This is a genomic window from Nocardia sp. NPDC055029 (assembly GCF_053608525.1).
The window spans coordinates 98,250-110,158 of sequence record NZ_JBSGVQ010000012.1; the positions used below are offsets into that span (position 1 = coordinate 98,250).

Consider the following 11,909-nt stretch of genomic DNA (forward strand, 5'->3'; position numbering starts at 1 on the left):
GCTCTCGACAGACCCCGCCTGGTCAGTCCGCGGTCTCGGCACGACCCGCGGCGGCCAGGTCTTCCTTGGCCCGTGCCGCCTCCGCTCGCGCGAGCGGATCGTTGACGACGATCTCCACGTCCGTGGTCACCGGCTTGCCGGTGGTGACACCGAGGGGATCACGCACCGGGACATCGCGATTCAGCGACCGGCCCGCACCGCCCTCGTCCAGGCCCCAGCGATCGTGCAGGCGGCGCAGGAATTCCGGCGCGTACCAGTTCGCGTCGCCGAGCACCTTCATCGCGGCGGGCAGCAGGAACCCGCGCACCAGGGTGGCGTCGACGATCACCGCCAGCGGCAGGCCGATCCCGAACGCCTTCATGAAGGTGATGTCGGAGGCCAGGAAGCCGAGGAACACCAGCGAGATGAGGATCGCGGCCGCGGTGACGATGCGCCCGATCCGTTCCAGCCCCACCGCGACGGCGGTCTCGTTCTTGCCGGTGCGGTCGAATTCCTCGCGGATCCGCGAGAGCAGGAACACCTGGTAGTCCATCGCGAGCCCGAAGGCGGCGGCGAACAGCATCACCGGCACGGTGGCCGACAGGTCACCGGTGACGGTGAAACCGAACAGCCCGGACAGATGGCCGTCCTGGAAGATCCACACCAGCGCGCCGAAGGTCGCCGTGAGGCTGAGCGCGCTGAGGACCACCGCCAGCACGGGCAGCACGACGCTGCCGGTGAGCGCGAACAGCACCAGCAGCATCACGAGCACCACGAAGCCGAGCGCCCAGGGCAATTCGTCCTCGATGGCGGCGATGGAGTCGGCATTGGCCGCGGCGACACCGCCGACCAGCAGCTCGCTGGGCGTCGGCACCGCGCGCACCTGCTCGACCAGCCCGGCCAGCGCGTCGCTGTCGGAGGTGGCGGGCACGACCGACAGGTAGACGGCCCGGTCGGCCCGGAAGTGCGCGTTCGCCGCGGTGGGGGCGGTGAGCAGGCCGCCCTGGGCGTAGCTGCCGGTGGCGGTGTCGACGCGGCGGACATGGTCGAGGTCGGACAGGTCGCGCGCGATGGCATCGATTCCCGTTGCGCTGTAAGCGCTCTCGGGCAGGACAGCGACGAGGGTGTTCTGGTCGCTCTCGCCGAAGTCGCGCTGCACGATCTCGGTGACCTGGCGGGAGTTCATCGACTCCGGCAGGGTGCGCTCGTCCGGGAAGCCGAGCTTGACGCCGAGGAACGGTGCGCCCAGGAGCAGCAGCAGCGCGGTCACGGTCAGCCCGATCGGGATCGGCTTGCGCATCACCGCGGTGGCGAGCTTGTGCCAGGCGCCCTCACCCGGCGCTGGACGCGGCGCCCGCAGGAACCACCAGCCGAGCTGACCCTTGTCGATCCGCGGGCCGAGCAGCAGCAGCGCCGCGGGCAGCACGGTCAGGGAGACCAGGGCCGCCAGTGCCGCGACGAGGATGCCCGCGTAACCCATGGACCGGATCGCGAGCAGCGGGAAGAACAGCAGGCCGGCGAGCGCGACGGCGACGGTCAGCGCCGAGAACGCGACGGTGCGGCCCGCGGTGCGCAGGGTGGTCGCGACCGCGCCTGCCGGGGTGCGGCCCTCGGACAGTTCGTCACGGTAGCGGTTGACGATCAGCAGGCTGTAGTCGATGGCGAGGCCGAGGCCGAGCAGGGTGGCCACGTTCGTCGCGGAGACCGAGAGCGGGGTGAACAGCGTCAGCAGCCACAGCGCGCCCATCGTCGTCAGCACGGTGCCGAGCGCGACCAGCAGCGGCAGGCTCGCCGCGACCAGGCCGCCGAAGACGAACAGCAGCGCGATCAGGGTGAGCGGGAACGCGATGGCCTCGCCCTTGGCGATATCGGTCTTGCTCTGCTCGACGGTCTCGTGCATGAGCATCGCGAAGCCGCCCGCCCTGACCTGCAGGGTGCCTTGCGTTCCGGTCAGTTCGGCGGCGATCGCGGCGACGCGCTGGTCGATCTCGCGTTCGCTGCCGAGCACGCTGGCCACGATCAGGCCCTGCTTGCCGTCGACGCTGCGCAGCGCGGGCTGGTGGGTGGTCCAGTAGGACACCACGTCGGTGACGCCGTCGCGCTCCTGCAGATTGGCCACCAGTGCCGTCGCCGCCGCGGTGGATTCGGGGTCCTCGACCGAGGACTCGGTCTCCACGAGCAGCAGCAGATTCGGCGGCGCCTGCCCGAACTCCTCGCGCAGCACCTGGAGTGCTCTGCTTGATTCGCTGCCCGGGTCGGTGTATCCGCCGCCCTCCACCCGCTCGAACAGCGTGGCGCCGAGTGCGCCGAGCACCAGCGCGAGCACTGCGAAAACGCCGAGCACCCAGCAGCTGCGCCGCTTGGTGAATTCGAACACCGGATATTCCCCTAACTCGTCACGCAACTGTGCGGCACGCACGTCGACGCGCGGGGGCTCGGGTGTTTCCGGCCGGTCCGCCTCGCCGGCCCGATCCTGTTGGCGGGTGGGCGCGTTCGCGCAGCGATGGTAGCAACTTCGTGGCGGTGCCGCCGGGCCCCGGGGTGACCGCGCGCACACCCTTCGATGCAGGCCGGCGACCGGCCCGCTACACCCCGGCCGGTGCCGGGCCGATTCCGGCCACCGACATCGCGAGGGTGCGGCGCAATCGCGGAGGTAGAGCGGCGAACAGTGCGCGCATCGCCGCGAGTGTGCCGCGCAGATCGTCGTGTCCGGACAGGTAGGACCGTTGCAGTGGGGTGGGCAGATCGAAGAACGCGTCGAAGAAGACAGCGACATCGCGCGGCGGGATGGCCAGCAGTGCCCGCAAACCCGCCCGGCGCAGGGCGGCCACGGTGCGCCCTCGGGCCGTCCACGGCGTCGTGCCTGCGGCGACGAGGTCGGCCGCGCTCAGCGAGGCGGCGACGCTGTAACCGGTGGCGGGGTGGGTCAGGCCACCGGCCGCCCCGAACCGGCCATGACCGGGCCTGCCCCCTTGCACCGGGAAGCGCACCCGCTCAACCGGTTCCGCACCGGTGACGGGTATGCCGCGTGCCCGCAGGCGGTGTTCCAGGCGGTGTCGCAGGACGTCGGGGCCGAGGGCGGGGCGGCCCGCGAGACAGGTCTCCTCGAACAGCATCGTGTCCGCGCCGAGCGGGACGACGTAGAGGAACGACGCCGGATCGTCCGGATCGGCACCGTTGTCCAGCCGCCAGTCCATGAACAGGGTCGGCTGGGCACGGGTGTCCCGGTGCAGGACCATGCCGTAGGCGGTCTGTTCGGCGCGGCGCGGTGACCTGGCCAGTCCGCGCGCGTCGATCACCCGGCCGGTGCGGGACAATCCGCTCGCTGTCCGCACCGAGCCCGCGTCCAGGTCGACGACCCGGTCGGCGATCACCTCCGCGCCGTCGATGGTCAGCGACCGTTGCAATCCCGCGGTGTCGAGGACCTGGTAGGTGCGGTCGATCCGATGCTCCCGCACGCCCAACGCCGTCGGCCCGTCGACGGTCGCGGCGACGACGGCCGGATCCAGCCAGTCCGGCAGTTCGTCCGCCCAGGCGGCGTAGGTCGGCGTCCACACCCGGTCGGGATGCGGGTCGATCACCGTGACGGCCCGGCCGCGGGCCAGCGCGCGATGGGCAACCGCCCGGCCCGCCGGGCCGAGTCCGCAGATGATCAGCTCGGCGTCCACCCGGCCATTGGATCAGACGCAACGATGTCAAGCACCGCCGCGTCACGGAGGGGCACCGGTTCAGCGGCGTTGCCTCGCCCCCGGGCGACATTTCGGCAATTATGGCCATATGAGATCGATCTGGAAAGGCTCGATCGCCTTCGGGCTGGTCAATGTCCCGGTCAAGGTCTATACCGCGACCGAGGACCACGATATTCGGTTCCATCAGGTCCACGCCAAGGACGGCGGCCGGATCAAATACGACCGTGTCTGCCAGGTGTGCGGCAAATCGGTCCAGTATTCCGACATCGACAAGGCCTACGTCTCCCCCGACGGCGACCAGGTCGTCCTCACCGACGCCGATTTCGCGAAACTCCCCGCGGCGGAGAAACACGAAATACCGGTGCTGGAATTCGTGCCGTCCGAGCAGATCGACCCCGTCCTGTTCGACAAGAGCTATTACCTCGAACCGGATTCGGCGACGCCCAAGGCCTACCAGCTGCTGGCGGCCACCCTCGAACGCATCGACAAGACCGCGCTCGTGCACTTCACGCTGCGGCAGAAGACCCGGCTGGCGGCGCTGCGGGTGCGCGACGGCGTGCTGGTCCTGCAGACGCTGCTGTGGCCCGACGAGGTGCGTGCCGTCGACTTCCCGTCGCTCGACGAGGCGCCCGCACCGCGTCCGCAGGAATTGAAGATGGCCGAAACGCTGGTCGAGTCGATGTCGGGTGATTTCGATCCCGGCGAATACACCGACGAATATCAGATCGAATTGCAGAAACTCCTCGACGAGGCGATCGCCAGCGGTACGGGCAAGGTCGAATCCGCCGCGGCCGCCGAACCCGCCGAACAGCCCGACGCCGAGGTCGTCGACCTGGTCGCCGCGCTGCAGCGCAGCCTCGAAGCCAGTGGCCGCCGCGACACCGAGGCCGCGCCCGCCCCGAAGAAGGCGGCCAAGAAAACAACGGCCAAGAAGGCGGCGCCGCGCAAGGCGGCGGCGAAGAAATCCACGGCAGGCAAGACCGCGACTCGCAAGGGCGCGTAGGGCACACTGACGCTATGGACTCCTCGATCGTCGTCGTGCCGATGGGGCTGGGACATCTGCGTCAAGTCCTCGACCTCGGCCACCAGGTGTTCGACACGACCACCAAGCCGTACACGTCGTGGTCGCTCACGGCCGTCGCCGAGCATCTGGACAGCCCGGACAACGCCTGCTGGGTCGCCCTGGATTCCGACCGGGTCGTCGGCTTCGTGCTCGGCTCGATGGAGTTCGAGCACCGCGACGACTGGGCCTACCTCGAGTGGATCGCGGTCGCGCCCGACATGCAGGGCCACGGGATCGCCCGGCGGCTGGTGAACGTGTGCTCGGAGGCGCTGTTCGCGCGCGGGGCACGCCATATCGTCACCGATGTCGAGGACCGCAACAGCGCCTCGGCGGCGCTGATGACCAGCACCGGTTTCGTGCCTGCCGCGACCGTCACCCTGCTGGTGCGGCCGAACCCGGACGAGGCGAGCGGCGAGCAGCCGCTGCCGCCGATGTCGGCGAACACCCGCCACGATCTCATCCGCCGCGGCAGGCTGTCGGTGGACCACCCGCGCCGCTGACCGGAGCGCCACCCCGGCATCGCCGCCGGTCCGGCCTATTCTCGACGGGTGGCCTCGCAGGATGCGCACGACTCCCCCGCGCTGACCGTCGTCGGCGACATGTGGTCGCCCGCGTGCGCGGCAGTCCGGACCTTCCTCAGCCGCAACGAGATCGCCTGCCGCTGGGTGCAACCCACCGATCCGACCGGCCGCGAACTGCTGGCCGCGCACGGGTTCGCCGCCGACGACACCCCGGTGCTGATCGCCTCGGACGGCCGGGTGCTGAAACCCGCCGACGAGGAGCAACTCGCCCAGTGGGTCGGGCTGCACACCACACCCGGCTCCGGCGGCTACGACCTGCTCGTCGTCGGCGGCGGTCCGGCGGGCATGGCCGCCGCCGTCTACGGCGCGTCGGAGGGACTGCACACCGTCCTGCTGGAGCGCTGGGCGATCGGCGGGCAGGCCGGGCTGAGCGCGCGCATCGAGAACTATCTCGGCTTCCCCGACGGGATCTCCGGCGCCGTGCTCACCGACCGGGCCCGGCGCCAGGCGGGCAAGTTCGGTGCCGAACTGGTGATCAGCCTGCGGGCCGACGCGCTCGAGGCCACCGACGAGGACGTCACCGCGCACTGCGCGGGCGGCACGACCGTCTCGGCGCGGGCGGCGATCATCGCCACCGGCGCTACCTTCCGCACCCTCGACGCACCGGGTGTCGAGGATTTCACCGGCCGCGGCGTGTACTACTTCTCGGCGCTCACCGAGGCGCCGCTGTGCGCGGGGTCCGACGTCTACATCGTCGGCGGTGCGAACTCGGCGGGCCAGGCGGCGGTCTACTTCGCCAGCTGTGCCCGCCGGGTGATCCTGCTGGTCCGCGGCGAATCGCTGGCCACGGAGATGTCGACCTCTCTGATCGAGCAGATCGCGTCGATCCCGGAGATCCACGTCCGCACGGGCACCGAGGTCGCGGGCGCCTCCGGCGGCACCCATCTCGAACGCCTCACCCTGCGCCACCGGCGGACCGGCGCGACGGAAGAAGTTCCCGCCACCTGGCTGTTCGCCTTCATCGGCGCCGATCCCGCCACGGCCTGGCTCGGCCCCGGTTTCGCCCGCGACGACCGCGGTTACCTGCTCACCGGACCCGATATCGCGACCGTCGCGGGCGCCGACTCACCCTGGCCGCTGACCCGGCCGCCGCTGCACCTCGAGACGACCGTGCCGGGCGTCTTCGCCGCGGGCGACGTGCGCGCCTTCAACGGCCACCGGGTCGCGGCCGCGGTCGGCGAGGGATCGATGGCCGTCATGCTGGTCCACGAATACCTGCGCGACTGATGTCCGCAAATTAGACGGACGTCCCACTGTTTGCGAGGGTTTCGCTCGAGGCAACGTAAACCGTTGTCGCAGGTCGGCGGCCCCGGCTTGGATGACCGGGTTCACCAATAGCGAGCAATTCGGGAGTATCAAGTGAAATTCCGTCGGGTACTGGCGATCCCGGTACTGGTAGCAACCGCGGCCCTCACCCTCACGGCGTGCGGTGCGGACGACGCCGAGTCCGGCACCGTGGTGCGCATCGGCACCACCGACAAGGACCAGGCGTGGGACGTCTTCGAGCAGAAGGCCAAGGAGCAGGGCATCACGCTGAAGATCACCAACTTCTCCGACTACAAGCAGCCCAATGCGGCGCTGTCGCAGAAGCAGATCGACGTCAACCTGTTCCAGCACCTGCAATTCCTCGGCCAGTACAACGTGGCGAGCTCGGACACCCTGACCCCGATCGGCTCGACCTACATCGTGCCGCTCGGCCTGTATTCCAAGAAGCACAAGGCACTGGCCGACATCCCGGCCGGCGGTGAGATCGCGATCCCCAACGATCCGACCAACCAGGCCCGCGCGCTGTTCGTGCTGCAGGCCGCCGGGCTGCTGAAGCTGACCGGCACCTCCGCGCAGCCGACGCCTGCCGACATCGACAAGGGCGCGTCGAAGGTGCGGGTGACCCCGGTCGACGCCGCGCAGACCGCGCTGTCGCTGGCCTCGGTCGACGGCTCGGTGGTCAACAACACCTTCCTCGAGCGCTCCGGCATCGACCCGCATTCGGCGCTGTACAAGGACGATCCGAAGAACCCGGCCGCCGAGCCCTATATCAATGTCATCGTCACCCGCGCCGAGGACAAGACCAACCCGACCTATCTGAAGCTGGTCGAGATCTGGAAGGACCCGGCCGTGGCTGCCGCGCACGCCGCGGTCACCAAGAACACCGCGGTCGCCGTGACCCGTCCCGGCGCCGAGCTCGAACAGATCCTCGACCGGGTGCAGCAGGGCATCCGCGCGAACAAGTGAGCTCCGACGCTGCCGCTGTCGAATTCCGTTCGGTCACCAAGGTCTTCGGCAGCGGCGACGAGCGGCTGGTCGCGCTCGACGACATCGACCTGCGGATCGAGCGGGGCGAGATCTTCGGTGTGATCGGCTATTCCGGGGCGGGCAAGTCCACCCTGGTACGGCTGATCAACGCGCTGGAGAAGCCGACCTCGGGCACCGTCACGATCTCCGGCACCCCCATCACCGGGGTGCCGGAGTCGGCGGTGCGCAGGCTGCGGCGCGATATCGGCATGGTGTTCCAGCAGTTCAACCTGTTCCGATCACGCACGGCCGCGGGCAATATCGAGTATCCGCTCAAGGTGGCGGGCTGGAAGCGCGCCGAACGCAAGGCGCGGGTCGCCGAGCTGCTCGAGTTCGTCGGCCTCACCGACAAGGCGCGCGCCTATCCCGATCAGCTCTCCGGCGGGCAGAAGCAGCGCGTCGGGATCGCGCGGGCGCTGGCGACCTCGCCGTCGCTGCTGCTCGCCGACGAGTCCACCTCCGCGCTCGACCCGGAGACCACCGGCGAGGTACTGCGGCTGCTGAAGAAGATCAATGCCGAACTCGGGGTGACCATCGTGGTGATCACCCACGAGATGGACGTGATCCGCGCGGTCGCCGACCGGGTGGCGGTGCTGGCCGAGGGGCGGATCGTCGAATTGGCCGACACCTTCGATGTTTTCGCGGCGCCGAAGGCGGCGCCGACGCGGTCGTTCGTGGCGACCGTGCTGCACAACCGGCCCGACGCGGCCGAGCTCGACCGGTTGCGGGAGCTGCACGGCGGCCGGCTGGTCACCGTCGACGTCGACGACCACAGCGGTATCGGCGCCGCGCTCGCCGCCGCCACCGCCGCGGACGTGCGCTTCGAGATCGTCTACGGCGGCGTGAGCACCTTGCAGGACAAGACGTTCGGCAGCATCACCCTGGCGCTGCACGGCCCCGACGACGCGCTGGACCGCGTGGTCGCCGACCTGGCACGGAAGGCGGGCTGATGGAGACCAACTGGGAGAAGCTGCGGCCCACCCTGTTCGAGGCGATCGGGACGACCGTCTATCTGGTCGGCGTGACCTTCGTCGTGGCCGGGGTGATCGGGCTGGTCATCGGCACGGCGCTCTACACCACCCGCAAGGGCGGGCTGCTGGCGAACGCGCCGGTCTATCTGGTGCTCAATGTGATCGTCAATGTGGTGCGCCCGATTCCGTTCATCATCCTGCTCGCCGCGCTCGGCCCGGTCACCCTGGAGGTCGTCGGCACCACCATCGGCACCGAGGCCGCGCTGTTCGTGATGATCGTGGCGGCGTCGTTCGGTATCGCGCGGATCGTGGAACAGAATTTGGTGACGGTCGATCCCGGTGTGATCGAGGCGGCGCGCGCGGTCGGTGCGGGACCGCTGCGGATCATTCTCACGCTGCTGATTCCGGAGGCGCTCGGCCCGCTGATTCTCGGCTACACCTTCGTGGTGATCTCGATCGTCGACATCTCCGCGATGGCAGGCACTGTCGGCGGTGGCGGGCTCGGTGATTTCGCGCTGGTCTACGGGTACCAGCAGTTCGATTGGGAAGTCACGATCGTGGCGACGCTGATCATCATCGCCGGGGTGCAGGGTGTGCAGTTCTTCGGCAATTGGCTGGCACGGAAAGTGCTGCGCCGCTGAGCAACTCGAGCACCGAAGACGAGGCAGGGGCACGGTCCGAATGGCCCGTGCCCCTGCCTTCGTTCGTCAGACGTTCGCCGTGCAGGCGGACAGGATGACGCTCGCCGCCCGCGGCGAGGCCGAACCCGGATCCGGGAACGGCGGCGCGCTGATTCCCAGCACGTCCACCGCCGACCGTTCGGCGGCGGCCAGGGTGTGATCCCAGGCCCAGCCGAAGCGGTAGTCGGCGCCCTGCGCGACAGCACCGCAGGCATTGCGGAACTCGACGACGATCTGGCAGTCCCACACACCGCACTCGGCCAGCGCGGCCTGGCTCGCGGCCGCCCAGCTGCCGTAGTTGACCGCCGAAGCGACCACGGCTTCCTTCGACGACAGCGCCAGCGCGCCATAGAGATCACCGGCGGCGGCCTGGAAGCCACCATCACGCGAGACAGCGGTGTAACCCGGCGCCTCGGCGATCGCCACGCCGCTCTCGGCCGCGGCGGCCGAACCGGCGTTCACGACGGTGAACGCGGCCACCGCGGACATGGCAGCCACACCCAGGGCATATTTGCCCACAACAGACATCAGTGAATCTCCCCATCGAAATATCGGCTTCGCGGTCGAAGCCGAACCAATCATGAACCGCTACACGCACCATCGAGAAATAGCTTTCCCGAATTGATTTCGCCGGTAGCGACGCCCGAATCCTCCCGGTCCGTTCGTCCGTCACAGACTAACAACCCCCACCGACACAGTCGGGCCATCGCGCCCCCGCCTACCGCACCATGCTCCGGGCTCGCATCAGCGCGAAGCCGAGCAGATTGAGGCCCCGCCACTGCGCGGGGTCGGCGGCGCGTGGATCGTCGGCGGCCAGCCCGATCCCCCAGATCCGATCCACCGGGCTGGCCTCGACCAGCACACGGGTGCCGGTGCCGAGCAGGTAGGTCCGCAGCGCGTCGTCCTGCCCGAACTTGGCCACATTGCCCGCGACCACGATCTCGAATCGAGCCTGCTCCCAGACGGTTTCGTCGAACCCTCGGATCTGCCTGCCGAGCTTCTTCGCCGCACTCGGGTGCTTCACCTCGAGGACGCGGGCCGCGCTGCGTTCGTCGTCGAACAGCAGCGCTTTGCGCCACATCATGTAGTGCTCGGCGCTCGTGAACTCGGTGCCGTCGACGACGAATACCGCGGGCCACCACTGGCTCAGGCAGCTCGTGCCTATGGTCCCGTCCTGCCGCGGGGTGTGGCCCCAGAACGGCAGGTACTTCGGCGATGCGCCCTGCTCGATCGACTGACACAACTGCTCGACGGTGTCGACGGTCATAAGCCCCTCCCGGTTTTGGTCTTATGAACCATATACCGTCGGGTGGCTTGTCCGCCAACGATATTCGCGGCCGGTTCTAGGCCAGGCGGGCTTCCGGGGTGGGGCCGGTGTGGAAGCTGCGGGCGATCATGGCGGAGCGCAGTTGCCAGAGGCCGGAGCCCTGGGCGGGGTCGAGGCCGGTGAGCTGGGCGATGCGGCGCAGGCGGTAGTCGACGGTGTTGGTGTGGATGTGCAGGAGGCGGGCGGTGCGGCGGCGGTTCATGTTGTTGGCGATGTGCACGCGCAGGGTTTCGAACAGTTCGGGGTGATTGTCCAGCGGGGCCAGCAGTTCACCCAGGCGGGCGCGGCCGGGGCCGGGGCGGGTGAGCTGGTACTCCAGGGCCAGGTCACCGAATCGGTAGAGGCCGGGCGCGCAGTCGAGGCGCTCGACCATGTCGAGCAGTTCGTGCGCGCGCTCGGCCGCGGACGGGATCTCCTCGGTGGCCGCGGGCACCAGCGCGCCCGTCACGTCAACGCGGGCCGCCCGCGAGAGGGCGGCTACCAGGGCCTCGAGGGCACCCGAGTCCATCAGCTCGGCCGGGATCAGCAGGGTGCCGCCGTCCACCGACAGCAGCGACAGCACCTGGTCGCCGCCATGATGCGCCAGCGCCGCCTGTACCCGGCGCAGGGTGCGCCGCGCCACCACGGCGGCGTTCACCCGCGGATCGTCGTGCGCGGGATGGCGCCGGATCGACAGTGCCAGTACCGAATACGCGTCGGCGACGGCGATCCCGCATTCGCGCGCCATCGTGACGGTCGGCTGACCGGCCAGCAGTGCCGAGGTGAGGGTGTGCACGGCCGTGTGATGCTCGCCCGCGATATCGCGATGCTCCCGGATGTAGGCGAGGGTCACCGTCGTACACAGCTGATCCGAAATCGTGACGGCCCTGCGGAATCCGTCGATCAGGCCCGCCCGGTCGCCGTCGCCGGCCCCGTCGAACACGGTGTCGAAAGCGAGCCGGAAACCCTCGTGGAAGGCGTGCAGGATGGTGTCGATCGGCACGCCCTCGCGTGCCCAGCCCGCCGCGGCGACGGAGAGCCGGTTCAGCCGCTCGGTCTCGTCGCGGCCGTCGAGCATCCCACCGACGATTTCCAGGCACAACCGGGTGACGGTGGTGACGTCCCCCGAGATCGCGTCACCGGGCAGCGTCCGGCAGGTCGCCACGGTGTCGACGAAGTGGCCGACGAGCGTGCCCGTCAAGGTCCGGACTTCGCGCAGCGGCTGCCACATCGGGGCACCGTCTACGGGGACCGTCATCATCGTCGACTCCTTCCACACCGAGCCGGCCGTGCCGGTGGTGGTTCAGCTTCCGCACCGTGACCGCTGTGATGGCCCGCACTGCGGTTT

At 69.5% G+C, this 11,909-nt stretch carries 11 protein-coding genes; 6 read left to right on the forward strand and 5 right to left on the reverse strand.

What is annotated here, in order from left to right; genetic code table 11:
- Positions 1 to 22: 22 nt before the first annotated feature.
- Both ACWF9G_RS13895 and ACWF9G_RS13900 read right to left on the reverse strand, forming a co-directional pair.
- On the reverse strand, positions 23 to 2,356 hold the full coding sequence (locus ACWF9G_RS13895; RefSeq protein WP_452515547.1) for an MMPL family transporter: 2,334 nt from the start codon (positions 2,354 to 2,356) through the stop codon (positions 23 to 25).
- A 208-nt stretch (positions 2,357 to 2,564) separates the two neighbouring features.
- On the reverse strand, positions 2,565 to 3,647 hold the full coding sequence (locus ACWF9G_RS13900; RefSeq protein WP_452515548.1) for a lycopene cyclase family protein: 1,083 nt from the start codon (positions 3,645 to 3,647) through the stop codon (positions 2,565 to 2,567).
- Positions 3,648 to 3,756: 109 nt separating this feature from the next.
- Between ACWF9G_RS13900 and ku the strand changes: the two genes are divergently transcribed.
- From ku to ACWF9G_RS13930, 6 genes are all read left to right on the forward strand, one after another.
- The gene (gene ku / locus ACWF9G_RS13905; protein ID WP_452515549.1) at positions 3,757 to 4,671 is read left to right on the forward strand and encodes a non-homologous end joining protein Ku; all 915 of its coding nucleotides are present in this window, start codon (positions 3,757 to 3,759) and stop codon (positions 4,669 to 4,671) included.
- A gap of 14 nt (positions 4,672 to 4,685) precedes the next feature.
- The gene (locus ACWF9G_RS13910; RefSeq protein WP_379306682.1) at positions 4,686 to 5,231 is read left to right on the forward strand and encodes a GNAT family N-acetyltransferase; all 546 of its coding nucleotides are present in this window, start codon (positions 4,686 to 4,688) and stop codon (positions 5,229 to 5,231) included.
- Between the two features lie 48 nt (positions 5,232 to 5,279).
- The gene (locus tag ACWF9G_RS13915) at positions 5,280 to 6,539 is read left to right on the forward strand and encodes an NAD(P)/FAD-dependent oxidoreductase (RefSeq protein WP_452515551.1); all 1,260 of its coding nucleotides are present in this window, start codon (positions 5,280 to 5,282) and stop codon (positions 6,537 to 6,539) included.
- A gap of 132 nt (positions 6,540 to 6,671) precedes the next feature.
- On the forward strand, positions 6,672 to 7,544 hold the full coding sequence (locus ACWF9G_RS13920) for a MetQ/NlpA family ABC transporter substrate-binding protein (protein ID WP_452515553.1): 873 nt from the start codon (positions 6,672 to 6,674) through the stop codon (positions 7,542 to 7,544).
- A complete protein-coding gene (locus ACWF9G_RS13925; RefSeq protein WP_452515555.1) occupies positions 7,541 to 8,554 on the forward strand; it encodes a methionine ABC transporter ATP-binding protein in 1,014 nt (337 codons plus the stop codon). The genes ACWF9G_RS13920 and ACWF9G_RS13925 overlap by 4 nt, the downstream gene beginning before the upstream one ends.
- Positions 8,554 to 9,216, forward strand: coding sequence for a methionine ABC transporter permease (locus ACWF9G_RS13930; RefSeq protein WP_379306690.1), 663 nt, complete (start codon positions 8,554 to 8,556; stop codon positions 9,214 to 9,216). Before ACWF9G_RS13925 ends, ACWF9G_RS13930 begins: the two co-directional genes overlap by 1 nt.
- Before the next feature lie 66 nt (positions 9,217 to 9,282).
- Here ACWF9G_RS13930 and ACWF9G_RS13935 read toward each other — a convergent pair whose 3' ends face one another.
- The 3 genes from ACWF9G_RS13935 to ACWF9G_RS13945 form a co-directional block, all read right to left on the reverse strand.
- Positions 9,283 to 9,783, reverse strand: coding sequence for a DUF4189 domain-containing protein (locus ACWF9G_RS13935; protein WP_452515557.1), 501 nt, complete (start codon positions 9,781 to 9,783; stop codon positions 9,283 to 9,285).
- A 190-nt stretch (positions 9,784 to 9,973) separates the two neighbouring features.
- Entirely contained in the window at positions 9,974 to 10,522 is a 549-nt protein-coding gene (locus tag ACWF9G_RS13940; protein ID WP_452515558.1) for an NADAR family protein, read from the reverse strand.
- A 76-nt stretch (positions 10,523 to 10,598) separates the two neighbouring features.
- Positions 10,599 to 11,822 (reverse strand): PucR family transcriptional regulator, encoded by a 1,224-nt coding sequence (locus ACWF9G_RS13945; protein WP_452515559.1) that lies wholly within the window; start codon positions 11,820 to 11,822, stop codon positions 10,599 to 10,601.
- Positions 11,823 to 11,909 lie beyond the last annotated feature (87 nt).

Bases quoted from the DNA above. Each gene is read 5' to 3' on its own strand.
- ACWF9G_RS13945 (WP_452515559.1), bottom strand. From the start codon at position 11,822: ATGATGACGGTCCCCGTAGACGGTGCCCCGATGTGGCAGCCGCTGCGC.
- ACWF9G_RS13935 (WP_452515557.1), bottom strand. From the start codon at position 9,783: ATGTCTGTTGTGGGCAAATATGCCCTGGGTGTGGCTGCCATGTCCGCG.
- ACWF9G_RS13930 (WP_379306690.1), top strand. From the start codon at position 8,554: ATGGAGACCAACTGGGAGAAGCTGCGGCCCACCCTGTTCGAGGCGATC.
- ACWF9G_RS13940 (WP_452515558.1), bottom strand. From the start codon at position 10,522: ATGACCGTCGACACCGTCGAGCAGTTGTGTCAGTCGATCGAGCAGGGC.
- ku (WP_452515549.1), top strand. From the start codon at position 3,757: ATGAGATCGATCTGGAAAGGCTCGATCGCCTTCGGGCTGGTCAATGTC.
- ACWF9G_RS13910 (WP_379306682.1), top strand. From the start codon at position 4,686: ATGGACTCCTCGATCGTCGTCGTGCCGATGGGGCTGGGACATCTGCGT.